The sequence below is a fragment of the Streptomyces sp. NPDC046985 genome (assembly GCF_040644415.1).
Taxonomy (GTDB): domain Bacteria; phylum Actinomycetota; class Actinomycetes; order Streptomycetales; family Streptomycetaceae; genus Streptomyces.
In genome coordinates this window covers 181,756-206,103 of record NZ_JBEYWK010000004.1, presented here as the reverse complement: position 1 = coordinate 206,103, position 24,348 = coordinate 181,756, and the positions used below count along the sequence as shown (strand labels likewise).

At 72.9% G+C, this 24,348-nt stretch carries 21 protein-coding genes; 9 read left to right on the top strand and 12 right to left on the bottom strand.

Annotated features, from left to right (window positions below):
- The first annotated feature begins 251 nt into the window (after nucleotides 1–251).
- Together ABZ861_RS07030 and ABZ861_RS07025 are read left to right on the top strand one after the other, a co-directional pair.
- The gene (locus ABZ861_RS07030; RefSeq protein ID WP_361624969.1) at nucleotides 252–905 is read left to right on the top strand and encodes a sigma factor; all 654 of its coding nucleotides are present in this window, start codon (nucleotides 252–254) and stop codon (nucleotides 903–905) included.
- Nucleotides 902–2,050, top strand: coding sequence for a zf-HC2 domain-containing protein (locus tag ABZ861_RS07025; RefSeq protein WP_361624966.1), 1,149 nt, complete (start codon nucleotides 902–904; stop codon nucleotides 2,048–2,050). Before ABZ861_RS07030 ends, ABZ861_RS07025 begins: the two co-directional genes overlap by 4 nt.
- Before the next feature lie 168 nt (nucleotides 2,051–2,218).
- On the opposite strand, the gene ABZ861_RS07020 is transcribed toward ABZ861_RS07025, so the two are convergent.
- The 5 genes from ABZ861_RS07020 to ABZ861_RS07000 all read right to left on the bottom strand — a co-directional run bounded on the left by ABZ861_RS07020 (nucleotide 2,219) and on the right by ABZ861_RS07000 (nucleotide 8,281).
- On the bottom strand, nucleotides 2,219–4,042 hold the full coding sequence (locus tag ABZ861_RS07020) for a cellulase family glycosylhydrolase (RefSeq protein WP_361624963.1): 1,824 nt from the start codon (nucleotides 4,040–4,042) through the stop codon (nucleotides 2,219–2,221).
- Nucleotides 4,043–4,381: 339 nt separating this feature from the next.
- Entirely contained in the window at nucleotides 4,382–4,867 is a 486-nt protein-coding gene (locus ABZ861_RS07015) for a DUF427 domain-containing protein (RefSeq protein WP_361624960.1), read from the bottom strand.
- Entirely contained in the window at nucleotides 4,864–5,775 is a 912-nt protein-coding gene (locus tag ABZ861_RS07010) for an oxygenase MpaB family protein (RefSeq protein ID WP_361624957.1), read from the bottom strand. Before ABZ861_RS07010 ends, ABZ861_RS07015 begins: the two co-directional genes overlap by 4 nt.
- Before the next feature lie 429 nt (nucleotides 5,776–6,204).
- Nucleotides 6,205–7,407 carry an exo-alpha-sialidase gene (locus ABZ861_RS07005; protein ID WP_361624954.1) on the bottom strand — a complete coding sequence of 401 codons (1,203 nt, stop codon included), beginning with the start codon at nucleotides 7,405–7,407 and terminating at the stop codon, nucleotides 6,205–6,207.
- 97 nt (nucleotides 7,408–7,504) lie between these two features.
- Nucleotides 7,505–8,281 carry a glycoside hydrolase gene (locus ABZ861_RS07000; protein WP_361624951.1) on the bottom strand — a complete coding sequence of 259 codons (777 nt, stop codon included), beginning with the start codon at nucleotides 8,279–8,281 and terminating at the stop codon, nucleotides 7,505–7,507.
- Between the two features lie 415 nt (nucleotides 8,282–8,696).
- Here ABZ861_RS07000 and ABZ861_RS06995 point away from each other — a divergent pair, with 415 nt between their 5' ends.
- Nucleotides 8,697–9,224: a 2'-5' RNA ligase family protein gene (locus tag ABZ861_RS06995; protein WP_361624948.1), complete on the top strand. Its 528-nt coding sequence runs from the start codon at nucleotides 8,697–8,699 to the stop codon at nucleotides 9,222–9,224.
- 22 nt (nucleotides 9,225–9,246) lie between these two features.
- Here the strand turns inward: ABZ861_RS06995 and ABZ861_RS06990 are convergent, their stop codons facing one another.
- Both ABZ861_RS06990 and ABZ861_RS06985 read right to left on the bottom strand, forming a co-directional pair.
- Nucleotides 9,247–11,301, bottom strand: a complete 2,055-nt coding sequence (locus ABZ861_RS06990; RefSeq protein WP_361624945.1) for a phosphocholine-specific phospholipase C — start codon at nucleotides 11,299–11,301, stop codon at nucleotides 9,247–9,249.
- Between the two features lie 408 nt (nucleotides 11,302–11,709).
- Nucleotides 11,710–12,354 carry a dihydrofolate reductase family protein gene (locus tag ABZ861_RS06985; RefSeq protein ID WP_361624942.1) on the bottom strand — a complete coding sequence of 215 codons (645 nt, stop codon included), beginning with the start codon at nucleotides 12,352–12,354 and terminating at the stop codon, nucleotides 11,710–11,712.
- 304 nt (nucleotides 12,355–12,658) lie between these two features.
- On the opposite strand from ABZ861_RS06985, the gene ABZ861_RS06980 reads away from it, so the two are divergent.
- The 4 genes from ABZ861_RS06980 to ABZ861_RS06965 all read left to right on the top strand — a co-directional run bounded on the left by ABZ861_RS06980 (nucleotide 12,659) and on the right by ABZ861_RS06965 (nucleotide 17,994).
- Complete coding sequence (locus ABZ861_RS06980) at nucleotides 12,659–14,518, top strand: gamma-glutamyltransferase (protein ID WP_361624939.1); 1,860 nt, start codon at nucleotides 12,659–12,661, stop codon at nucleotides 14,516–14,518.
- Between the two features lie 224 nt (nucleotides 14,519–14,742).
- Nucleotides 14,743–15,588, top strand: a complete 846-nt coding sequence (locus tag ABZ861_RS06975) for an inositol monophosphatase family protein (RefSeq protein WP_361624936.1) — start codon at nucleotides 14,743–14,745, stop codon at nucleotides 15,586–15,588.
- Between the two features lie 487 nt (nucleotides 15,589–16,075).
- Entirely contained in the window at nucleotides 16,076–17,485 is a 1,410-nt protein-coding gene (locus ABZ861_RS06970) for an NAD(P)/FAD-dependent oxidoreductase (RefSeq protein ID WP_361624933.1), read from the top strand.
- Nucleotides 17,482–17,994, top strand: coding sequence for an O-acetyl-ADP-ribose deacetylase (locus ABZ861_RS06965; protein WP_361624930.1), 513 nt, complete (start codon nucleotides 17,482–17,484; stop codon nucleotides 17,992–17,994). Before ABZ861_RS06970 ends, ABZ861_RS06965 begins: the two co-directional genes overlap by 4 nt.
- 298 nt (nucleotides 17,995–18,292) lie before the next feature.
- Here ABZ861_RS06965 and ABZ861_RS06960 read toward each other — a convergent pair whose 3' ends face one another.
- The 5 genes from ABZ861_RS06960 to ABZ861_RS06940 all read right to left on the bottom strand — a co-directional run bounded on the left by ABZ861_RS06960 (nucleotide 18,293) and on the right by ABZ861_RS06940 (nucleotide 22,202).
- The gene (locus ABZ861_RS06960; protein WP_361624927.1) at nucleotides 18,293–19,147 is read right to left on the bottom strand and encodes a hypothetical protein; all 855 of its coding nucleotides are present in this window, start codon (nucleotides 19,145–19,147) and stop codon (nucleotides 18,293–18,295) included.
- Nucleotides 19,134–19,487 carry a hypothetical protein gene (locus tag ABZ861_RS06955; protein ID WP_361624924.1) on the bottom strand — a complete coding sequence of 118 codons (354 nt, stop codon included), beginning with the start codon at nucleotides 19,485–19,487 and terminating at the stop codon, nucleotides 19,134–19,136. Before ABZ861_RS06955 ends, ABZ861_RS06960 begins: the two co-directional genes overlap by 14 nt.
- Nucleotides 19,488–19,555: 68 nt before the next feature.
- On the bottom strand, nucleotides 19,556–20,569 hold the full coding sequence (locus ABZ861_RS06950; protein WP_361624921.1) for an NAD(P)H-dependent glycerol-3-phosphate dehydrogenase: 1,014 nt from the start codon (nucleotides 20,567–20,569) through the stop codon (nucleotides 19,556–19,558).
- Nucleotides 20,566–21,435: a class I SAM-dependent methyltransferase gene (locus ABZ861_RS06945; protein ID WP_361624918.1), complete on the bottom strand. Its 870-nt coding sequence runs from the start codon at nucleotides 21,433–21,435 to the stop codon at nucleotides 20,566–20,568. The genes ABZ861_RS06950 and ABZ861_RS06945 overlap by 4 nt, the downstream gene beginning before the upstream one ends.
- The gene (locus tag ABZ861_RS06940) at nucleotides 21,432–22,202 is read right to left on the bottom strand and encodes a YcaO-like family protein (protein WP_361624915.1); all 771 of its coding nucleotides are present in this window, start codon (nucleotides 22,200–22,202) and stop codon (nucleotides 21,432–21,434) included. Before ABZ861_RS06940 ends, ABZ861_RS06945 begins: the two co-directional genes overlap by 4 nt.
- Nucleotides 22,203–22,214: 12 nt before the next feature.
- On the opposite strand from ABZ861_RS06940, the gene ABZ861_RS06935 reads away from it, so the two are divergent.
- Both ABZ861_RS06935 and argG read left to right on the top strand, forming a co-directional pair.
- Complete coding sequence (locus ABZ861_RS06935) at nucleotides 22,215–22,640, top strand: DUF296 domain-containing protein (protein WP_361624912.1); 426 nt, start codon at nucleotides 22,215–22,217, stop codon at nucleotides 22,638–22,640.
- Between the two features lie 164 nt (nucleotides 22,641–22,804).
- The gene (argG, locus tag ABZ861_RS06930) at nucleotides 22,805–24,250 is read left to right on the top strand and encodes an argininosuccinate synthase (RefSeq protein ID WP_361624909.1); all 1,446 of its coding nucleotides are present in this window, start codon (nucleotides 22,805–22,807) and stop codon (nucleotides 24,248–24,250) included.
- Nucleotides 24,251–24,348 lie beyond the last annotated feature (98 nt).

Below are 24,348 nucleotides of genomic sequence, written 5' to 3'. Positions count from 1 at the left end.
CGGGAGTCCGACGGCGGAAGCCGGACCGCGCGCCGCGCCGGAACGACCGAGCGCGAGACCGGGAGGGCCCCGCGACCTCCAGGAGCCGCGTCCCGCCGGGGCGCGGCGCCTGAAGGTCGCGTCAGGCGGTTCCGCGAGGGGTCGGCGGGCCGGGGCCGGACGGTTGGCCGGTTATGATCCGCCGCCCCGGGCGGACTCGCTACGGTGGGGGAGACGCGCGATCGACGAAGAGGACGCAAGGGGAACAGACCATGGCCGATGCGCCGGACGGAGCGGCGCACTGGGAGCGCCGCGTGCAGGTGCGCCTGGCCCGGGGGGAGGCGGCCGCTCTCGGCGAACTCTACGACCGGCACGCCCGCCTGGTGCACGCCATCGCGGCGCGCCTGATCGGCGAGGAGAAAGCGGCCACCTCGGTCATGACCGAGGTGTTCACCCGCTTATGGCAGCATCCAGAGGCGTTCGACCCACGACGCCAACGCCTGAGGACGTGGCTGGCCATGGAGACCTGTGAGCGCGCCGCCGAGCGCGTGAAGGCCGACGACGCGGCCGCGACGGCGCCTCCGCAGCGCTTATCCGCCCCCGAGCAGGCGAGCGGGCGGCGGGCAGCCTACGGGCGCCCGGAGGAGACGGCGGCGGACGAGGCGCTCGGCGCGCTGGGCTCCCGCGTGCGCGCCGCCCTGCACCTCGTGCGCCATGGCGACCGGGACTACCGTCAGGCCGCCGGCGAACTGGGCATGACGGAGGAGGAGATCCTCCGCTGCCTGCTCCAGGGGCTCCAGTCCGTGGCCGACGCCACCGGTACGGGCCCGGAGGGCGGGCACGGCGCTCGAACCGCCGAGGCCGCCGAGCCCGCTGAGAGCACGGAGGAAGCGGAGGACGTGGAGGACGTGGAGGTCAGGGAATGAGCAGCGACTCCAACGATCACTTGCGTCGTCAGCGCATGCTCGGCGCCTGGGCCCTCGACGCGTGCTCGGCCGAGGAGCGGCGGCAGGTCGACACCCACCTCGCCGTCTGCGCGGAGTGCGCCGCGGAGGCGGCACGGCTGCGCTCCGCCGTGGACCTGCTGCACCCGCACATGGACCTGGACCTCGCCCCGACGCTGCGCGCGGAGGTGCTCGGCGCCTGCCTCGGCGCCCGCGCCCCGGAGGTCTCCGTACCGGACTACGCGCAGCCCTACGACGCCGAGACGGCCCGGCTGGACGCGCTTCTCGCGGATCTGAGCGAGGACGAGTGGTCGACCGCCGTCCAACTGGAGTGGCTCGAGGAGGGCGACACCGCCACCCGCAGCGTCTCGGTGGCGGGTGTGGTCGGCCATCTGCTGGCCGTGGACGGCATGGTGGGGAAGTCGCTCGGGCTCCCCGACCCGTTGACGCCGTCCGAGGACGAGACGGGCGCCCCGCAGGATCGGACCGAGGCCCTGTGGAGGCAGTTGGGCTTCACCGCTGAGGACCGGCGGGCGGACTCCGCTGACGGCCCCGGCGCGTTGCGCGAGACATGGCGGGATCACGCGTACGAACTGATCCGCACCTGCTCGTTCGCCGGAGGCGGAGTGGCCGACATCGCCGTCCCGTACGGCGACGGCGGCGTGCTGCCGCTGCGGCTCGCGCTGCTCGACCGCGCCTTCGAGACGTGGATCCACGCCGCGGACATCGCCGCGGCGGTGGACTACCCGTACAACCCGCCGGTGCCGGAGCACCTGCGGATCCTGATCGCGGTCGCCGTGCAGATGCTCCCCTCCGTTCTCGCCGCCCGCAGGCAGGCGGGGCTCGCGTCTCCGCCGCTGCCGGTCGTGGAACCGGGCGCGTCGGCCCGCAGTCTGCGCCTCCAGATCGAGGGCGAGAGCGGAGGCGAGTGGTACGTGCCGCTGGACGGCGTCGAGGAGGCGGCCGGCCCCGACAACTGCGTGAGCCATGTGGTGCTGGACGAGGTGGAGTTCTGCCGTCTGGCGGCCGGCCACCTCACACCGCGTACGGTCGCCGCCGGACAGCGCGGCGACCCGACGGCGACGTTGGAGTTCCTTTACGCGGCGGCCTCCATGAGCCGCCTCTGAGACGGGCCGCCGTCGGGGCCGCCCCGCCCCGACAGGCGGGCGGTCCCCGCCTGCCGAGCGGTCCGCGGACGCCGCCTGCTCCCGCCCCGGTGAGGGACGGGAGCAGGCGGCGGAGTGCCGGGTGGGCCCGGCAGGAGACTTGAGGGATGACTCCCCGGTCTTCGCGGATCAGCTCGTGCGGCAGGTGAGGCTCGGCGTGCCGGCGCCGCCCGGCGCCGCTCCGAACCCGAACGAGGCCGAGGCGCCGGGGGCGATCACCCCGTTGTGGTCGGCGTTGGAGGCGGTCACCGTCTTGCCGGTCTGGGTGTAGGTCGCGTTCCACATCCCGGTCACGGTCTGCGCGCCCGACCAGGTCCAGGTGACCTGCCACCCCTTCGTCGGCGCGCTGCCGGTGTTGCTCACCGTGACGTCGGCGTTGAAGCCGCTGCCCCAGTCGCTGCTCACCTTGTACGCGGCCGTGCAGCCCGAGTCGCCGCCGCCCGAGCCCGCCGTCGTCGCGCTGACGGAGGCCGAGGCGGGAGAGGTGTTCCCGGCCGCGTCCCGCGCCCGCACCGTGTAGTCGTAGCGGGCGCCGGCGGTGAGGCCGGTGTCGGTGAACGACGTGCCGGTGCTCGAACCGGCCTTCGCCGCGCCCCGGTAGACGTCGTAGCCGGCCACGCCGGTGTCGTCGGTGGACGCCGTCCACGACAGGGACACCGAGGACGCGGTGGTCCCCGTCACCTTCAGCCCGGTCGGCGTCGAGGGGGCCTTGGTGTCCCCGCCTCCGCCGCCCGTCCCGCCCCCGGCGAACCCGGGCGCCTTGATACCGGCCAGGTAGCCGTCCTTGACGGTGTCCACGGTCTGCCAGTCGTCCTTGAGGATGCCGCCGGTGTCGCCGGAGTCCGGGTTCCAGGACCAGAACGTCCAGTTGAAGCTGTCGGCCCCGTAGGTCGAGGTGGGCCGCAGGTAGTCGACGAGGGCGGAGAGCCACTTCTGGTCGACCCCCGACTGGAGGGTGGTGCCGAACTCGCCGACCCACACCGGGGCGATGTTCTGTTTGAAGAGGTAGCCCCAGTACTTGTCCCAGACGGCCGGCATGTTGGCCGGGAACGACGGGTCGCTGAACCAGGGCTGCTGGGCGACGCTGGTGGCGTAGTCGTGCGCCGAGTACACCAGGCGGTTGGCCACGCTCAGCCGCACCGGCGCGGTGGCGACTCCGGAGAGGTTGCCGCCCCACCAGTCGCTCTGCCCGTTGACCGTCTGCACGCCCTCCACGAAGATCAGGAGGTTGGGGTTGACGGACAGCACGGCGTCACCGCCTCGCTCGGCCGCCAGGCGCCAGTCGGTGGCCTGGTCTCCGCAGCCCCAGCAGGCCGGGTCGTGCGGCTCGTTGTGCAGGTCGATGCCGACGACCGCGGTGTTGCCCAGGTAGCGGGTCGCCAGCGCCTTCAGGTCGTTGATCCAGGTCGACTCGGGGACCGCCGAGGTGTACCAGAGCGCCGACTGCGCGGAGGAGTCCGGGCGGTGGCGGTCGAGCACGATCTTCAGACCGATCGACCCCGCGTAACCGACGATCTTGTCCATGACCTGAAGCGACGTCAGGCCCTGGAGGTCGGTGTTGAGGCCGTTCGCGTACGTGATGCCGTTGGGCGTCGTGTTCTTGAAGATGTCGTCGCTGTAGGGCAGGCGGATCGTGTTGTACCCGAGCGACTTCATCTGGTCCATCATCGACTTGTAGTCGCGGGACCACAGGCCGTGCGTGACGTAGTTGGCGGTCTCGAAGCCGAACCAGTTGACGCCGGCCATCCGCACCGGCTGGTTCTGCGCGTCGAGGATCTGGCGGCCGCTGGTGTGCCAGTAGCCGCTGCCCGGCGCGGCGGCGGCCGCCGGGGACTGCCGCACGGGAGCAGCGGCCTGCGCGGGGACGGACGCGAGCGGGATCAGTGCGGCGGTGGCAGCCGTCAGCAGCGCGAGCAGCGCGCGTCTGAAGCGGCGTACGGGCGGATGAGGCATCTCAAGGTCCTCTCGGTCGCCGTCTGTGATGGGAGCGCTCCCATTTCGAGCCGTGGGGTTCCTCGGGGGCGCTCGGGGTGAAGGGAGGTCCGGGAGGGCGGCTTCCACCGGCCGATCCGGAGTGACGTATTCCGATTCGGCCGACTCGCCGGAGCCGGACTGCGCCCATGGAAGCCACCCCGCGTGCACACGTCAATAGGTCGCCCCGGGCGGCCTCGGCGCCTGCGCGAAGTTGGCGGGAAAGGCTCGGTGGACCCGCGCCCCGGCCGTGTCACGGTCGCGGACGGGACGCCTCCGCGTCGATCGCCTGGTCGGACGCCCGCCGCCGTCGGATCGCGGTTACCACGAGCGGGTGCCCGGGGCCCCCTTGAACGGGCCCTGGATCTCGCGCGTGATCCAGCCACCGTAGAAGTCGCCCTCCTGGGCGCGGACGGGTTCCCCGGCGACCGTGCAGCCGTCCACCCGCTCCGGATAGAAGGCGAAGTGCCCCGCGAGTGCCGCGTATCCGGAGCTGGGCTGCGCGTAGCTCCAGGCCGCCTGGGCGCGGACCTCGTCGTCGACGACCAGGTCCCAGTACCGCGCCTCGCCCTTCCACTCGCACCACGTCCGCCCGGGGGCGGGCCGCAGGAGATCGGTACGGACGTCGGCGGCGGGGACGTAGAACACCGGGGGATGGCTGGTCTCCAGCACCCGCAGCGCCCGGGTCGAGTCGGCGACCGCCTCGCCGCGGCACTCGACGCGGACCCGGCGGTCGTCCTGCCGCAGAGCGGGCGGCCGCGGGTAGTCCCAGACCGACTCCTGCGGCCGGGGCGCGGGACGGGTCATGTCCGCTCCTCCTTCTCCGGGAGCGTGCCGCTCGCGGTCAGCGGGCGCGGCTGCGCCATGACCCATCGGATCAGCCGGGCCGCCCCGGCGCCGAGCGGGCGCACGAGCAGCCGCTCGGCCCAGGCCGACCGGACGATGCGCAGTTCGTGGGACGCCCAGCGCGGCAGCAGGGACACCGCGTTGGACGCCAGGACGCTGTAGAAGGGCAGAGCGGCGAGCGGAACCGGCGGCTGGAGCAGCAGATACCGCGTGGTCTCCAGCGCGGCGGGAGTGCAGCGCAGCTCCGTGCGGTATCCGGCGAGGCAGGCGTGCAGTTCGCGCAGCGTCCGGGGCGCGTCGGGGACTCCCAGGGCCCGCGCCACCCGGGCCATGTCGGCCACGTAGTCGTCGCATTCCCGAGGGGTGAGGGGGTGGGCGCCGAACTCCTGGTGCGCGCTGAGGAAGCTCGCCGCCTCCGCGACGTGCACCCACAGCAGGAGGTGGGGGTCCGCCGCGCAGTAGCCCACGCCCTCGTCGGTGACCCCGGTGATGCGCGCGTGCACGGCGTTCAGCCGGTCGCAGGCCGACTGGGCGTTCTCGGCCGTGCCGTAGGTCGTCGTGGCCAGAAAGGTGCTGGTGCGCTGGAGGCGTCCCCACGGGTCTCCCCGGAACCCGGAATGGGCGGCCACCGCGGCCATGGCCACCGGATGCAGCGACTGGAGCAGGAGCGCGGACAGCCCGCCGATGAACATCGAGCTGTCGGCGTGCACACGGCGGATCGCGCTGTCGGGCGCGAACCAGCGGGGGCCGGGAGTGGAGTGGATCAGCATCCGGTTCCTCGGCCCGTCCGGGCCCGCGACGCGCGCGAACAGGGCGCCGCCGGTCCGGCGGCGCAGCGACGCCATCGCCTGCGTCGTGATGCCGGCCATCGCTCCTCCTCGCCGCATCGGCCAGCGCGGGACGCGTGCGCCGCCGCACAGGTGCTCCGCTACCAGGCTACGGCCCCGTGCCGGGGCGCGTCGGCCGGATCCCCGTTTCCGCACACGGGCGCGGGAGGAGTCCGAAGGGTCTCTTCGACTTCAGCGCCGAGGGAGGGGGCGTCTGCTGGCTGGGGCGCTTCCGTCCCCCGGGGGGGCCTCCGTCCCGGCGCGCTTCCCTCCTGGCGCGTCTTCGGCGCGGCGCGCTTCCGTGCCGGGGCGTCTCCGTCCCGGCGGGCTCCCGTCCCGAGGCGTCTCCGTCCCGGCGCGTCTTCGGCGCGGGCCGCCGGTCAGGGCGGCCGGCGGCGCGGCGGCGCGGCGGGGCCGAGCGTCGTGACCGGGTACGCGGGTCACACCGCGCCCTGCGCGTAGTTCCGCGGGTCACACCGCGCCCTGCGCGTAGTAGGGGCGGCACACGGCGCCGTCCCAGTCCGTGGCGACCTCGAAGAGGCGCGTGCCGTCGTCCGAGGGCAGGAGCGCCGAGCTGTAGTTGGGGCAGTAGTCGATCTGCTGCGACTGCACCGCCACCGGAGCCGCGACGGCGCGCCACGCCCCCTCGCCGCCTTCGTCGTTGACCCATACGGTCCTCCCCGAGCCATCGGCACGGGCGCCGTCGGCGTTCACCAGCTCCTGGCCGACCAGGAACAGCCGGCCTTGGGGCGAGCCCGCGAGCGGCGCCCAGGCGAGGGTGGGCGCGTGGCGGAAGTACTGCCCGTCCGGCGTCTCCGGGCGGATGCCCAGGGAGGCGGGGTCTCCCCAGTTCCAGCCGTCCGGCGAGGTGCGGTAGTGCACGACGCAGGCGTACTGCCCGCCGGGGGTGCAGATCTCGTACGTCATCACGTAGGCGCCGCTGGGCAGTTCGCGTACGACGGCCATGCCCGGCCGGTCGGAGGCGAGGGCGCTGGCCACCGTGTCGTGGTGGCCGGTCCAGTGGACGCCGTCGGCGGTGCGGGCGGCGACCAGCTTCTGGCTGTGCGCGGGGTCGGTCTCGTCCGAGTAGTGGGCCGCCAACTGCCCGTCGGCGGCGAGGGAGAACTCCGGTTCCCACAGGCCCTCGTCGTTCGACGAGGCGGCGACGGTGGAGAGGTAGCTCCAGGTCCGGCCGACGTCGTCGCTGCGGAACACCTGGAGCGACATGCGGCGGGGGGAGGCGTCCTGGCCGACGGACGCGGCCCACAGCAGCGTGCCCGCCGGAAGGTCGCCGACCGCCTGCGGAAGCTCGTACAGAGTCGAGCAGCACAGTCCCTCGCCGCCGGCCGCGTCCGGCGCGCGCACCCGGCCCACCTCGGCGAACGTCCGGCCGTCGTCGGTGGACTGCGAGATCACCCCGACGCCGTCACCGGCGTCGAAGGTCACCACGGAGGTGAGGATGACGCCGTCGGCGGCGCCGCTGTGCTCCAGGCGGATCGCGCGGGGGTAGAGCCCGTCCCCGCGCAGCGGTGTGCCGGTGGCGGCCTGCGCGCCGGAGACGGCGTTCAGCGTCAGCAGTCCGGCGACGAGCGCCGTCAGCGCCGCGAAGAGCGGGACCCGGCAGACGCGGCGCAGGAGTGGACGGAGGGGGCGGGTGGCGTGGCGTGTGCGCATCGAGGCTCCATGAGTGGGGGTGGCGCCGTGGTACGCGAAGAGGGCGGGCAGCGTGCCGCGTTGAGCCCGTGCACGCCGTCCGCCCCCCGTGGGACCGTCAGTTGACGGTCGTGTGGAACTGCGTGACCGCCAGGCCCGTCCCGTTCTGCCAGGGCTCGAACCCCGCCTGCACGCTGGTCAGATACCAGTTCGGGGTGGCCAGTCCGGCCGAGACGGCGCCGTTGACGAAGTCCTTGACGTTGAAGTTCAGCCCGGTCAGCGTCGAGGGGGAGACGTAGGAGATCACGTCGTTGGAGCCGTTGTTGCCCTTCCACACCTGCCAGGTCCGGCCGCCGATCTTGGTCGTGCCCGTGTTCGAGCCGACCGGCTGGATCGGGCCGACCTTGTTCAGCCAGATCATGATCTCGGTCTTGTTGACCCCGTCCTTCTTGGGGGTGGGGTCCAGCCAGATGTCGTACGCGGCGTCGAAGACGGCGCCGCTCACGTACCGGTACGAGATCTGGCTGGGGACGCTGCCGATCGAGCTGATCCGCTTGGGCAGGTTGGTGCCCGGCGAGCAGTTGGTGTAGTGGCAGCCGACGAAGATCGAGGGGTACGACTTCGGGGCGCCGTTGGTGGGCACGGAGCCGTCGGCCCGGGTGACCTGGAAGCCGTCGCCGGTCTGCTTCACGCACTGCGGCGAGCTGGTGCCCCAGGCGTTGTTCTGCACGACGTATTTGCCGGGGGTGGTCGTCGAGCCGAACTTGTCGCAGACCTGCGTGTCGGCGTGGGCGCTTCCCGTCGTGGCCACCGCGGCGGTGATCGCTCCGGCGGTCAGCATCAGAGCGGCCGCCAGCGGGCGGGCCCGGTGTGCGCGGTGGGAGGTGCCGTTCATGGAGTTCCTTCCGTTCGACTGCGTGTGGGGGAGGTCGATCGCGCGGAACGAGAGGCACGGAAATGGGAGCGCTCCCGTGCGCATCCCCAGCACGGTACGGAGGGGTCTGTTCCGTCACAAGGCGTCGTGCGGCAATGGCCTGAACGTGTCGCTCCGTGACGGACGTTGGGCGTGCGGGGCCGGTGAGTCGCACGCGGGGAGGGCTTCGCGGGCGGTGGACGGTGGGCGGTGGTGGCGGGTGGTGAACGATGGGTGTCGCACCGTGAGCCAGTCGCCAGTCGCCGGTCGCCGGTCGCCGGTCGCCGGTCGCCGGTCGGCCAGCGGGCGGTGGGCGGTGGGCCAGTCGGTCGGCGTCTGGGCCGCCGCTCCCGCGCCGTGGGCGGTCTGGGAACGGTCCGCTGCCTAAGCTGCTGCGGTGCACACCGTGGAACTGTTGCCCGACCCGGCGACCGAGGCGCGGGTGCGCCAGGTATGGCGGCGCCTCGCGCGCACCGGGCTGCCCAGCCTGGCCGCTCACCGCCACGCCACGAACCGGCCGCACCTGACCCTGGCGACGACGTCCGGGCTCCCGCCCGCCGTGCGCCGCGAACTGGCTGTAGCGCTCTCGGTCTTGCCGCTGCCGTTGAGACTCGACGGCACGATCCGGTTCACGGGCCGGACCGAGGCGCTGGCCTGGCGGGTCGTGCCCGACGCGGCCTTGGCGAGCCTGCACCGGCGGGTGTGGGAAGCGCTCGTCGCGCTGGGCGCGGAGGACGGCAACCCCCTGCACGAGCCGGGGACCTGGGTCCCGCACCTCACCCTCGGCCGCACCCGGTCCGGTGCGGCCGACTGGCCGGACGAACTGCTCCCGGCGGACCTGTCCGAGCCGTACGACGGCGCGTTCACCGCGGCCCGGAGCTATGACTCCGTGACGCGGACGGTCGAACCGCTGAGCCTGTGCTAGTGCTAGTGCTAGTGCTGGAGTGTCAGGCGGTGGCGGTCGCGGGGTCGCTCGTGCTGGGCGCGCCCGTCTCGACGTGCCCGGCGAAGCGCCGCAGGAACGCGGAGTCGGTGCTGGAGGTGACCGTGACGTCGTACCAGTGGTTGCCGGCGGCCACACCCCAGCCCTTGACCACGCGGGACGCACCGGGCTGCACGGTGTACGTGTAGTGCTGGGTCGGCGCGTAGGCGTCGGTGGCGGTGAAGGTGACCGCGGTACTGCCCGCGTTGGCGAACGTCAGGGTCACCTGTCCGGCCGCATTGTCGTGCCGGGCGGTGACCTCGGGGCCTACGGCGGAGTTGGCGCCGGCCTGACGGCGGAGGAACCCGTTGGGGCCGTACACGGAGAAGTCGTAGCGGGCGCCGGGCAGCGCCCAGCTATCGGTCAGGCTCTTGCCGGCCTCGACGGTGTAGGGCCAGGGGCCGTCGGTGCGGGTGGCCGAGGTGACGTGGAAGGCGGCCCCGGCGGCGCCGAGGCCGGCGAAGGTGAACTGCATCCGGCCGCTGACCGCCTTCGTGTCCACGGCCAGGTCGTAGGGCAGCGGTCGTGCGCTCCGCGTGCCGCGCTCCTGCTTGGGCAGCGTGCCGCCGGTCGGCGGCACGGGCACGTAGTCGCCGGGGTTGGAGTGGTTCGGCGGTGCGTAGCCGCTGGTGTCGGGCAGGCCGGGAGCGGCGGCGTCGCCCCGGGAGAAGTCGAAGGCCGACGTGAGGTCCCCGCACACCGCGCGGCGCCAGGGCGAGACGTTGGGGTTGTGCACGTGGAAGCGCTTCTCGATGAACTGCACGATGGAGGTGTGGTCGAAGGTCTGCGAACAGACCCAACCGCCGGTGCTCCACGGGGAGATGACGAGCATGGGCACGCGCGGGCCGAGTCCGTAGGGTCCGGCGCCGTACGCGGAGGACCCGCCGTAGAGATCCTGCGTCACGTCGGCGGTGGACAGGCCGCGGGCGGCGGAGGCGGGCGGGAACGGCGGCACGACGTGGTCGAAGAAGCCGTCGTTCTCGTCGTAGGTCAGCAGCAGGACGGTGCGGCTCCACACGTCCGGGTTGGAGGTGAGCGCGTCCAGCACCTGCGAGATGTACCAGGCACCGTAGTTGGCGGGCCAGTTGGGGTGCTCGCAGAAGGCCTCGGGCGCGGCGATCCAGGAGACCTGGGGCAGCGCGCCGGCGGTCACGTCGGCCCGCAGCCGGTCGAAGTAGCCGTCGCCGCCCGCCGCGTGGGTCCCGGTGCGGGCACGGTCGTAGAGCGGGTCGCCGGCCTTGGCGTTGCGGTACTGGTCGAAGTACAGCAGCGAGTTGTCGCCGTAGTTGCCGATGAACGCGTCGCTGGTCCATCCCCAACCGCCCGCGGCGTCCAGCCCGGTGCCGATGTCCTGGTAGACCTTCCAGGTGACGCCCGCCTGTTGGAGGATCTCCGGGAACGTGGTCCAGGAATAGCCGGTCTCCTCGTTGCCGAGCACCGGTCCGCCGCCCTTGCCGTCGTTCCCCGCGTAGCCGGTGTACATGTAGTAGCGGTTGGGGTCGGTGGAGCTGAGCATCGAGCAGTGGTACGCGTCGCACACGGTGAACGCGTCCGCGAGCGCGTAGTGGTAGGGGATGTCGGCGCGCGTCAGATAGGCCATCGAGGTCGTCGACTTGGCGGGGATCCACTTGTCGTAGGCGCCGCCGTCGAACGCCGCGTGCGTGCCCGACCAGCTATGGTCGAGATCCTGGATGAACTGCATGCCGAGGTTGTCGGCCTTCGGCCGGAAGGGCGGCGTCTCGTGCCCCGAGGCGTCCGCCTGGTGGAAGACGCTCTTGCCGGAGGGCAGCACGAGCGGGCGCGGGTCGCCGAAGCCGTGGACGCCCCGCAGCGTGCCGAAGTAGTGGTCGAAGGAGCGGTTCTCCTGCATCAGGACGACGATGTGCTCGACGTCGGCGAGAGTGCCGGTGCCCGCGGCGGGAGCGATCGACGCGGCGCGGGCGATTCCGGCGGACAGGCTCGTGGCGGCCGCGGTTCCCGCGGCGATCTGCAGAAACCTGCGGCGGCTGACATCGGGCACGGAGAATTCCCCTTGAGTTCATGCGCAATTCCCGCACGGGGAATCATCGGGCGTTTCTTCGCGAAGGAGCGGAAAGGGCAGTTGATCGCGGAGCGGAGAACGCGGAGCGGGGAACTCTGTCGCACGCCGTCGTCGCCTCTCGCTCTCACGGCGAACCGGCGCGGCAAGCACGGCGCACGAGGGTGGGAGGAAGCAGGCGGGCGCGGATCAGTGCAGCGCACCCCGGCTGTAGGTGTCAATGGCCCCGCGGCAAGCGTCGCGTTCCCTTCGGCTGGCGTTCCACCGTCGGACGGATACTGCTTCCTGTCCGAAAACCGTGGACGGGCGCCATCGCGCTCTCTCACCAAGGCGTCCGCTGCGGCGAACGCCCCCTGGCCCTCGCGATCTGAACGCGCGTGGATCCTCCCGTCACCTTCGCCAGAACAGGTGATGCGTCACGCCGCTCGGGCTGGGCACGACCTCCAGATGGAACCGGTCGAGCAACTCGTCGGGGGACTCCCACAGCCGCAGTCCGGACCCGAGCTTCACCGGCGAGACCGCCACATGAAGGGTGTCGACGAGGCCGGCGTCGAGGAACTGCCGGACGACGGCGACCCCGCCGCCCAGCCGGACGTCCTTGCCCTGCGCCGCCTCCCGCGCCCGGTCGAGGACCGTGGCCGGGTCGCCGTCGACGAAATGGAACGTGGTGTCGGAGAGCGTGAACGACGGACGCTTGTGGTGAGTCATCACGAACACCGGTGTGTGGAGCGGGGGTTCCTCACCCCACCAGCCGCGCCACTCGTGGTTCTGCCAGGGCCCGCGCTGGGGCCCGAACATGTTGCGGCCCATGATCTCGGCGCCGACATTGCGTGCGAAGTCCCGCGTGAAGTAGTCGTCCAGGCCCCGGCTGCCGCCCGGCGCCGTGCGCATGGGCCAGCTCGCCGTCTCTCCGGCCCACCCGAACAGCCTTTCGGGATCGTCGTGCCCGAACGGCCGATCGAGAGTCTGGTCCTCACCGGCGGCGATTCCGTCGCTTGAGACGTTGAAGTTCATGAGTCGCAGCAGTTGGTCCACGTGTTCTCTCCTCAAGGTCGTGTCGCGTCTGCGTGGGGCGATGCGCCGCACACCATGACGTCGAACGGGACCCGGCCGGATCGACACCTGCCCGCGACTTTTTGCCAAGACGTGTCGGCGCACGGGGAGCGGGTTCCGCGAAGGGAGGCTGTCGACGGGCCTCTGGGCGGGTGGACAGGAGGGAGCCCCGGCTGGCGGGTGGAGAGGAGAGAGCCCCGGCTGGCCGGGTGGAGAGGAGGGAGCCCCGGCGCGAACTCCCCGGATTCCCCCCAGGACCGGTCCCGAGCGCCTATCATCCGGGCCGATGCACCACAGCAGCGAGGTGAGAGACCCTGTGTTCACGACCCGCCCCACCCTCCAGGGCACCTTCGGCATGGTGTCCTCCACGCACTGGCTCGCCTCACAGTCGGCGATGGCCGTGCTGGAGGACGGCGGCAACGCCTACGACGCCGCCGTGGCAGGGGCGTTCGTGCTGCACGTGGTGGAGCCGCATCTCAACGGCCCGGCCGGCGAGGCGCCGATCCTGCTCGCCCCCGCGGGCGACGAGGTGCGGGTGCTGTGCGGCCAGGGCGTGGCGCCGGCCGGAGCGAGCGTCGCGCACTACACGGGACTCGGGCTGGACATGGTCCCCGGCACCGGACCGCTCGCCGCGGCCGTCCCCGGCGCCTTCGACGCCTGGATGCTCCTCCTGCGCGATCACGGCACTCTCGGCCTCGCCGACGTCCTGAAGTACGCCATCGGGTACGCCGAGCACGGGCACCCGCCGGTGGAGGCGGTCGGCGCGACCGTCGAGACCGTGCGGCGGCTGTTCGAGACCGAGTGGACCTCCTCGGCCGAGGTCTACCTCCCCGGCGGCCGCCCGCCCCGCCCCGGACGGCTGCTGCGCAACCCCGCGCTCGCCGCGGCCTGGAAGCGGCTGCTCGCCGAGACCGCGGGCGCCGGGGACCGTGAGGCGCGCATCGAGGCCGCCCGCCGCGTGTGGCGCTCGGGGTTCATCGCCGAGGCGCTGGTCCGGCAGGCAGATCAGCCCACCCTGGACGTCAGCGGCGAGCGCCACCGCGGCACGCTCACCGCCGACGACCTCGCCGCCTGGTCCGCGACCTATGAGAGCCCGGCGACCTACGACTGGAACGGCTGGACCCTGTGCAAGGCGGGCCCCTGGAGCCAAGGACCCGTCCTGCTCCAGCAACTCGCCCTGCTGCCCACCCAGTTGCCCACCCCTGGATCGGCCGACTACCTCCATCTGCTGATCGAGGGCTGCAAACTCGCCATGGCCGACCGGGAAGCCTGGTACGGGGACGCCGCGGACGTCCCCCTCGCCGAGCTGCTGTCGGACCAGTACAACGCCGAACGGCGTCAACTCATCGGCCCCACCGCCTCCTACGACCTACGGCCCGGCAGCCCCGGCGGCCGCGCCCCCAGGTTGAGCGCGCTCAACCACCAGACCGCCGCCCCGGACGCGGGCGTGTTCGACGCCCTCGGAGTGGGCGAGCCGACGGTCGCCACGTCGCCGGCCTCGCCGGTCCCGGGCGAACCCGAGGTCGCCGCCGACGGCGGCGTCCGCGGCGACACCTGCCATCTCGACGTCGTCGACCGCTGGGGCAACATGGTCGCCGCCACGCCCAGCGGGGGCTGGCTCCAGTCCAACCCCGTCGTGCCCGAACTGGGCTTCCCGCTCGGCACCCGGCTCCAGATGACCTGGCTGGAGGAGGGACTGCCCAACTCACTGACGCCCGGCCGCCGCCCGCGGACCACCCTCACCCCGTCGATCGCCCTGCGCGACGGCGAGGCCGTGCTGGCCTTCGGCACGCCCGGCGGCGACCAGCAGGACCAGTGGCAGCTTCACTTCTTCCTGGCCCTCGTGCTGCGCCCCGCCGTGCGCGGCGGCCTCGACCTCCAGGGCGCCATCGACGCCCCGAACTGGCACAACGACTCCTTCCCCGGGTCCTTCTACCCGCGCGGGACGCGTCCCGGCAGCGTCACCGTGGAGGCCCGCACGGACCCGGAGACCGTCGCGGAGCTGCGCCGCCGCGGCCACGACGTCACCGTGGGCGGCCCCTGGTCGGAGGGCCGGATGTGCGCGGTGGCCCGGGACCCGCGGACCGGAATCCTGTCGGCGGGCGCGAACCCCCGGGGAATGCAGGGGTACGCGGTCGGACGGTGAGGGCAGGGCGCCTTGAGAGCAGCGGGTGAGAGCAGCGGGTGAGAGCAGGAGGGTGAGAGCACGGAGATGAGAGCACGGAGGTGAGAGCAGGGGGTGAGAGCCACCGCCGCCCGCGCCTGCGCACCGGCGCAGCCGCCCGCCCCGGCGACGCGTGTTCATCCCGATTCCACCGCACATACACCGGCCGGGAGGGGATTGTCAGTGGTGCGTGGTCTCATGGAGGCATGATCGAAGAGACGGAAACCATCGAGGAGTTTCTCGCACGCCGCTCGGCCGACGTGGAGGAGGCGGTCCGCAAGGCCGCCGCGGCCGAGATCATGCCCCGCTTCCGGCGGCTCGCCGAGCACGAGGTCGACCAGAAGTCAGGGCCGCACGACCTGGTGACCGACGCCGACCGCCTGACCGAGCGGTATCTCACCGAAGCCCTCGGAGCCCTGCTGCCCGGCTCCGTGGTGGTCGGCGAGGAGGCGGTGCACGCCGACCCCGCCGTCTACGAGGCGATACGCGGCGACGCCCCGGTCTGGATCGTCGACCCCGTCGACGGCACCCGGCAGTTCGTGCACGGCGACCCCGGCTTCTGCACCCTGGTCGCCCTGGCTCGCCGCGGAGTCGTGCTGGCCTCCTGGACCTACGCCCCGGCCCGCGACCAGCTCGCCACCGCGATACGCGGCGCGGGCGCCCGCCTGGACGGCCGTCCGCTGCGCTGCGGCACGCCCGACCCGGACCGCCCGCTGCGGGTGGCCACCTCCCACCCCGACTACACGACCAAGGAGCAGAAGCACGCCCTGCTGGGCCTGTGGACCGACGGCGTCGAGCCGCGCCCCTGCGGCGCTGCGGGCCTGGAGTACCTGGCCATAGCCCAGGGAGAGCTGGACGCCACCGCCTTCTGCTGGGAAGCGGCCTGGGACCACGCGGCGGGTCTGCTGCTGGTCGAGGAGGCGGGCGGCGCCCATCTGACGAGGTCCGGCGAGCCGTTCCGCGTCACCGGGGGCAACGCCCTGCCGTTCACGGCGGCCCGCGACGCGGCGACCGCGCGCCGGGTGCGAGGGCTGCTGACGGAACGGGCGTGAGCCCCGGCTCCGGGCCTCGCCTCGGCTGCCTGGCCTCGCGCCGGCTTCGAGCCTCGTCCCGGCTTCGGGGCTCGCGTCCGCTTCGAGCCGCGCCCCGGGTTCGGGCGGCGCCCCTGCTCTGGGCCTCGCCTCGGCTTCGAACCTCGTCCCGGCTCTGGGCCTCGCCTCGGCTTCGGGCCTTGCCCAGGTTTCAGGCTTCGGGCCTCGCCTCGGCTTCGGGCCGCGCCCCGGTTTGGCGACCCTCGTCCCCGCCCAGGGGCGGTGCTGACCCCGGGTTCCGGCCCGGCCCCAGGCCCCTGTCTCGTCGCCGCCCTGCTCCGAGAGCTGCCCTGACTTCGGGGGCCTTGTCGGCCCGGTATTCGGGGGGCCGCGTCGGCCCGGTAGCGGGCAGCTCGGCTCTGCGGCTCTTCGCCCGGCGTGTCGGGGGCACGGCATATGCTGATCGCGAGTGGCCATCGGCTGACGAAGGAGTCCGAAGGTGCCGTCGATGCTCGATGCAGTCGTGGTGGGTGCGGGGCCGAACGGACTGACCGCTGCCGTGGAGCTGGCTCGCCGGGGCTTCTCCACCGCCGTCTTCGAGGCACGCGGCACCGTCGGCGGCGGCGCGCGCACCGAGGAACTGACGCTGCCCGGCTTCCGGCACGACCCCTGCTCGGCCGCGCACCCTCTGGGCGTGAACTCGCCCGCGTTCCGCGCCCTGCCCCTGGAGTCCTACGGACTGCGGTGGCTGCACCCCGAGCTGCCCATGGCCCACCCCTTCACCGACGGCACGGCGGCGGTGCTGGCCCGCTCTGTCGCCGAGACCGCGGCCTCCTTCGGGCCGCGCGACGCGGGCGCGTACCGCAGGCTGGTCGCGCCCTTCCTGCCCCGGTGGGACGCGCTGGTGCGGGACTTCATGTCGCTGCCGCTCAGCGCGCTGCCCCAGGACCCGGTCACCCTCGCCCGCTTCGGCCTGGCGGGGCTGCCGCCCTCGACCTGGCTCATGCGCCGCTTCCATGACGAGCGGGCCAAGGCCCTCTTCGCGGGCCTCGTCGCCCACGTCATGGCCCCTCTCGGCGGTGTGGCCACCGGAGCCGTCGGACTGGTCTTCGCCCTGGCCGCGCACGCCCGGGGCTGGCCCGTGGCCCGCGGCGGCTCCCAGGCGATCTCCGACGCCCTCGCCGGGTACCTGAAGGATCTCGGCGGCGCCGTGCACACCGACTACGAGGTCAAGCGGCTGGACGATCTGCCGCCCGCCCGCGCGTACGTCTTCGACACGTCGCCCACCGCCCTGGCCCGCATCGCCGGTCTCGGCCGCTACTGCGACGGCTACCGGTACGGCCCGGGGGTCTTCAAGATCGATTACGCGCTGGACGGCCCGGTGCCGTGGACCGCCCCCGAGGCCCGCGCCGCGGGCACCGTGCAGGTCGGCGCGAGCCGGGCCGAGATCGGCGCCGCCCTGCGGGCCGCGTCCCGCGAGGACCGCGCCCCCGACAGGCCGTTCATGATCACCGTCCAGCCCAGCGTGGTCGACCCCACTCGCGCTCCCGAGGGCAAGCACGTCTTCTGGGCCTACGGCCATGTGCCGAGCGGCTGGAAGGGCGACCTCACCGACGCCATGGAGCGCCAACTGGAACGGTTCGCCCCGGGCTTCCGCGACCGCGTGCTGGCCCGCGCCGTCGCCGGACCCGCCGAAGTGGCCGCCCACAACGCCAACTACGTCGGCGGCGACATCGCCTGCGGCGCGGTCTCCGGGCTCCAGACCCTGCTGCGCCCCCGACCGACCCTGTTCCCGTACCACACCCCTCACCCGGCCGTCTTCATCTGCTCGTCGGCGACGCCGCCCGGCCCCGGCGTGCACGGCATGTCGGGGCACAACGCGGCGAAGGCCGTCTGGAGGAGGCTGCGACAGACATGAGTCCCGCCATCACGCTCGTCCAGGGCGACATCTCCCGGCAGCACGCCGACGCGATCGTCAACGCCGCCAACTCCTCCCTGCTCGGCGGCGGGGGAGTGGACGGCGCGATCCACCGCCGCGGCGGCCCCGCGATCCTTGAGGAGTGCCGGGCCCTGCGCGCCTCCCGGTACGGCCGGGGCCTGCCCACCGGACAGGCCGTGGCCACCACGGCGGGCGAGCTGGACGCCCAGTGGGTGATCCACACGGTGGGCCCGGTGTTCGGGAGTTCACCCGGTGACCCCTCGCTGCTGGCGTCCTGCTACCGCACATCGTTGCGCGTCGCCGATGAACTCGGTGCGCGGACCGTCGCGTTCCCGGCGATCTCGGCCGGCGCATACCGGTGGCCGCTGGACGACGCGGCGCGCATCGCGGTGGCGGCGGTGCGGAGCGCCGACACGGCCGTCGAGGAAGTCAGGTTCGTCCTCTTCGACTCAACGGCCTACGAGGCGTTCGCCGCGGAAGCCGGCTGACCGCCGGCCGGCGCTGAAACTCCTGCCTGACCCGGGGCCCGGCCCTGAGATCCGTGTGCGGCACGACCCCTTGTCACCCTTGAGACATGTGCGCCGGGCGGAGACCGGTTCCGCGCCCGCCGAAGAGGTCGTCGTGCGCGGCAGCGTCTCGCCGCTCGCCCCCATGAGGCCGACCCCCGCCAGAGCGACCTGCCGGGTGCACTCGGGGGACTCAAGGTCGTAGCAGACCATGACCACCACCCCGTCCCATCCGGACGGCGTCTCGACGACCGGCGGCAGCACGGCGCCGGGGGTGTGCTCAGACGGCGAAGGCGACGTACGCGCCGAGAGTCAGGCTGGAGAAGGTGATGAGCTGGCGGGGCTTGAGGCAGGTGAAGGCTACGTGCATGCCGATGCCCGCGGCGACCGCGTACGGCATCGTCTGCGGAATGAGGAGCGCGGGCGGCAGCGCCGTCTCCGCCGCGATGACGCAGCCCGAAACCGTACGCCAGAGGCGGACGTCCCGGTCGGTGAGGTTGCCCGCGTGGCGGCGGACGACGCCGGGGACGGCGAACTGGCGCCGGTGGGGTAGCTGTTCCCTGATCTGGCTGTAGGTGTGGACCCACTGGGCGAGATAGAGCCCGCTGTGGAACTGGGGAGAGCGGAGTTTCTGCCAGGCGCTGTTCCAGTAGACGTCGGTCGTGATCAGCACGAGGAGGCACTGCGCCCAGGTGTTCGCCGTGCTCAGGCCGTGCTCGATGTGCGGGCCGTGGCCGAGGTCTCCGGCGAGCAGGAGGCAAGTGCCGGTCAGCAGGGTGTAGCGGACGGCGTTGGGGCTCTTGAGATACAGCAGCTCCATCGCGGCGCCGGCCAGGACCACCAGCAGCGAGAGCCGAGGCGCAGGGCCGAGCGCCAGGGCGCTGGCGGCGACCGTGCGGATGATCAGCGCGGGCCGGTAGGCGCCGACCAGGAGGCGGGCCCTGGCGGGGCCGAAACGCTGCTCGGCGAGGCGGGCGCTGAGCGAGCCGGGGTCGAGACGGTCCCAGCCGCCCTGGCCGAAGGCAAGGGCGAATCGCGCGGTGAGCACGATGCCGAAGATGATCCTGAACCACTGGAGGTGGCCGGGGTCGGTGGGGCGGGTGAAGCCGGAGGCGAGGGCGTCAAAGAACCACACGGCTGCCCCGTACTTCCACGGTCTGCTCACCGCGGGCGGACAGGACGCGGCCGTAGCCGTCGATCCGGTCGTACCGGCCGCTTGCGGTGAGGTGGTCGAGGATCGTCTGGAGCTGGGAGGGGCCGAGGATGAAGGAGCCCGGGGAGAGGTGCTCGTAGACGTTCACGGGCTCGGTGCGGCCGTCCTTGGCGCCGACGAGCGTGATGATCGTGAAGGTGGCCCGGCAGAACATCTTCCAGCGCAGCCAGCGGCCGGGCAGGGGAGTGAAGCCGGTGATCATCCACGCCACCAGGCCGAAGGTGACGGCGATCTGGACGGCGGACAGCACGGATGCGTGCATGGGAGGGAACCTCCGGGTGGGGAGGGTGAAGGCGATGGCGGTTCGCCCCGAAACCGGGGCGCCGGGGGTCAGCGCTCGGGCTTGGTGGGCCGCTGCATCAGCGCGGCTGCGGCCTCGTCGAGGGTGACTTTCTCGTGCAGCAGTGCGGAGACGACGTCCGTGATCGGCATTTCGACGTCGTGGGCGCGGGCCAAGTCGAGGATCGCCTCGGCGGACTTGACGCCCTCCGTGGTCTGCCGGGTGGCTGCCGTGGCCTCCTCGACGCTCATCCCCTGGCCGAGGTGGGCGCCGAAGGTGCGGTTGCGGGAGAGCGGGGAGGAGCAGGTGGCCACCAGGTCGCCCAGGCCGGCGAGCCCGGCGAGAGTGGCGGGGTGGGCGCCCATGGCCACGGCCAGCCGGGTGGTCTCCGCCAGACCGCGGGTGATGAGCATGGCCTGTGCGTTGTGGCCCAGGCCCATGCCGGACGCGATGCCGACCGCGAGGGCGATGACGTTCTTCACCGCCCCGCCCAGCTCGCATCCGGTCACGTCGGTGCTGGTGTAGGGGCGGAAGTAGCCGGTGTGGCAGGCCCTTTGGAAGCGGTGGCCGGCGTCCTCGTCGGGGCAGGCGACGGTGGCCGCGGCGGGCTGACCGTCCATGATCTCGCGTGCCAGGTTCGGGCCGGACAGCACCGCGACCCGGTGCGCGCTCACGTGGGCCACCTCGGTGATGATCTGGCTCGCCCGCAAGTGGCTGCCCTGCTCGATGCCCTTCATCAGCGACACGATCACGGTGTCGGGCCCGATGTGCGGAGCCCACACGGCGAGGTTGGCGCGCAGGGTCTGCGCGGGGATCGACAGCACCAGGAAGTCAGCGCCGTCCAGGGCGGCGGCCGGGTCGGTCGTCGCGGTCAGTGCGGCGGGCAGCTCGACGTCCGGGAAGTAGCCCGGGTTGTGGTGCTGGGTGTTGATCGCGTCAGCGATCTCGCGGCGGCGGGCGTGCAGGATGACGTCGGTGCCGGCGTCGGCCAGGATCTTGGCGACGGCAGTGCCCCAGGACCCGGCCGAGAACACCGCAGCACGGGTGGAACGGTGCTGGGTCACTGCGGGGTCCTCTCATCGGGACGGTCGGGTCCGGTCATCGTATCGGCAGTGCCGGGCGCGGCCGGGGCGTTCGCGCCGCGCCGCAGAGTCAGCAGGACCGCGCGGCGGCCCGGCAGCTTGGGCAGCGCGTGGTGCGCCTCGCGCAGCATGTTCTGCGCCTGGTCCTCGCCCAGCTCGCTGCGCAGCTCGCTGCGCAGCTCGTCGGCGTGCGCGATCCACAGCCGGTGAAGCCGCTCCCACAGCGCGGGCTCGGCGGGCCGCTCGTCCACGTGCTCGACCGTGAGGCCGGCGGCGCGGGCCTGCTCCGTCCAGGCGGGGGCGGCGCCCCGTCGCGCGGCCCGGGTCACCACCAGCCGACCGCCCGGCGCCAGGACGCGGCTGAGCTCGCGCAGTGCCGCGTCCCGGTCGGCGGCGCCGCCGAGGGCGTCCACACACACGATCCCGTGGGCGCCGGCGTCGGGCAGACCTGTGTTCTCCAGCTCGGCAACGTGGAAGGCGGCCCGCTCAGCGGACAGGCTGAAACGGGGACGGCGGTCTGCGGCCTGGGCGACCGCGATCGGGGACAGGTCGAAGGCCGCCAAGCGCAGGGCGAGGGCGCGGGCCAGCCACAAGCCGATGCCGCCGGCGCCGCAGCCCGCGTCCACCAGGAGCTGGCCTGGTCGCAACCTCAGCCGTGCGGTCATCAACCCCAGCAGGGGCCAATCGCAGGAGCTGGAGGCGGCGACCTCGGCCGGATAGTCCTCGCCCATCGCCTCGGCGTACAAGCGGGCGACCAGATCGGTGCGGGCGCGGGCGGCGTGGAAGGCGTCGTACCGGGCGGAGCGCCCTGCGCCCGGTCCGGGCGGCGCTGTGGCGGCGGCGTTCATCGAGGCATCGACCTCCTGATCCGTGAGCGGGTACCGGGGCAGACGACCTGCACGGCGTGGACGGGGGCGCCTGGGACGGACAGGTCCACGACGACCGGCTCGTACCCGGTGACGCGGGCGACCTGTCGGGCCACGGTTCCCACCTGTTCAGCGAAACCGCCGCCCGCCCGGGTGAAGCAGCCGACGGCCTGCGGCCACGGCGCGAGACCGGCGGTCATGGCCGGACGGAAGGGCGGGGCGTCGCGACTGCCCGGGTCGCCGGGCAGGTCGTCGCGGGTTCCGGCGATGGCGGCGAGCCTCGACTGCGCGGCCTCGGTCAGCGCCCGGGTCAGCGCGATGGAAGGGACGCTGTGGCAGCCGGCGCCGGCGAAGACGACCGGGTAGTCCTCCGACCACAGGTAGGCGACGCACACCGGCAGTCCGTACGGGCCGTCCACCAGCGCGATCTCCAGCGCCGTGTCAGCCGCCGCCAGCCGCTCGATGACCTCCTGGCCGTGCGGGTCGTCGACCGTGCCGGGCGCGATGAGGGTGCGCCGCTGTCCGCCCGCCTGCCCGTCCCGGTACAGCACGTCCCGCTCCACCACTTCGAACAGGGCGTGCAGCAGGGCCTCATCGCGGGTGTTGCCGCAGGCCAGGCCGGTGCTGGTCGCGCGCAGCAGATCCGGGCTCCACTCCGGCCGCTGCACGCGGCGGCGGATCAGATCGACCGGCAGCAGCGCCTTCTCACCGCTGATCAGGCCGGTTGCGGGCGTCCACTCCCACACCATCCGGGCCAGGGTGTGCTCCGGGTAAGGGACGGTCAGCGGCAGCGCGGTCACAGAGCAGCCGGGTGCCGCCTCGACGGCCGGGCCGTACGCGGCGACGGGCATCGGCTGTTCGTCGTCGAAGTCCCCGCCGGTGAGCTCATCGAAGAGCTGAACCGCCAGGCCGTCGAGGCCGGTGTCACCGACGCGGCGATCGTCTCCCTGATCGGGGCCGCGGACTCCTTCACCGTCTCGACCATGCCCGAGGGCGACGCGCTCAAGGACACCGTCACCCAGTACGACCTGCCCGGCGAGATGACCGGCACCGGCGAGATCCGCGACGGCTTCGTCCACCTCCACGTCGTCATGGGCGTCGAAGGCGACCGCGCCGTCGCCGGACACCTCCACGAGGCCCGCATCGGCGCCCACTTCGCCCGCGCGTACGTCATCCCCGTCGTCTGACTCCTCGGTCAGGGCGTCGGTTCTGGGTGCTCAGCGGGGGAGAGAGCGACGGCCCCCGCTGTCCCGTCGGCACGTATCTGGGTCGCACCCCCTCCCCGACCGGAAGCGCGCCTCCCCTGACCGTGAGCTTTGCATGTTCATACGTGGTGCTGCATACTCTTCCTATGTCCAAGGTCCTCACGTCCCTTCCCGCCGGTGAGCGTGTCGGCATCGCCTTCTCGGGCGGTCTCGACACCTCCGTCGCAGTCGCGTGGATGCGCGACAAGGGCGCCATCCCCTGCACCTACACCGCCGACATCGGCCAGTACGACGAGCCGGACATCGCCTCGGTGCCCGGACGCGCGAAGACCTACGGCGCGGAGATCGCGCGCCTGGTGGACTGCCGTGCGGCGCTGGTCGAGGAGGGCCTGGCCGCCCTTGCCTGCGGCGCGTTCCACATCCGCTCCGGCGGCCGCGCCTACTTCAACACCACGCCGCTCGGCCGTGCCGTCACCGGCACCCTCCTGGTGCGCGCGATGCTGGAGGACGACGTACAGATCTGGGGCGACGGCTCGACCTTCAAGGGCAACGACATCGAGCGGTTCTACCGCTACGGCCTGCTCGCCAACCCTCACCTGCGGATCTACAAGCCCTGGCTGGACGCGGCCTTCGTGTCGGAGCTGGGCGGCCGCAAGGAGATGTCCGAGTGGCTGCTCGCCCACGGGCTGCCCTACCGGGACAGCACGGAGAAGGCGTACTCCACGGACGCCAACATCTGGGGCGCCACCCACGAGGCCAAGACCCTGGAGCACCTGGACACCGGCGTGGAGACCGTCGAGCCGATCATGGGCGTCCGGTTCTGGGACCCCTCGGTGGAGATCGCCCCCGAGGACGTGACCGTCGGGTTCGACCAGGGCCGCCCGGTCACGATCAACGGCAAGGAGTTCGCCTCCGCGGTCGACCTGGTGACGGAGGCCAACGCGGTCGGCGGCCGGCACGGCATGGGCATGTCTGACCAGATCGAGAACCGGATCATCGAGGCCAAGAGCCGCGGCATCTACGAGGCGCCCGGCATGGCCCTGCTGCACGCCGCGTACGAACGCCTGGTCAACGCGATCCACAACGAGGACACCCTCGCCCACTACCACGGCGAGGGGCGGCGCCTGGGACGGCTGATGTACGAAGGGCGGTGGCTGGACCCGCAGGCGCTGATGGTCCGCGAGTCGCTCCAGCGCTGGGTGGGCGCGGCGGTCACCGGCGAGGTGACGCTGCGACTGCGCCGCGGAGAGGACTACTCGATCCTCGACACCACCGGCCCGGCGTTCAGCTACCACCCGGACAAGCTGTCCATGGAGCGCACCGAGGACTCCGCGTTCGGCCCGGTGGACCGGATCGGCCAGCTCACCATGCGCAACCTCGACATCGCCGACTCGCGCGCCAAGCTGGAGCAGTACGCCGGGATCGGACTGATCGGCGCCGCGGGTCCCGCCGTCGGCGCCGCGCAGGCCGCCGCGACCGGGCTCATCGGCAGCATGCCGGAGGGCGGCGCGGAGGCCATCGCCTCACGCGGCGAGGTCTCCGAGGACGACGAACTGCTGGACCGCGCCGCGATGGAGTCGGGCACCGACTGACCGCCCCACCTGGCTCGAAGGGGGGGGCGGGCGCGCGCGACGGCAGTCTGACCGCCCCGGCCCGCGAGGAGCGCGACGGCACACGACGACCTCGCGAG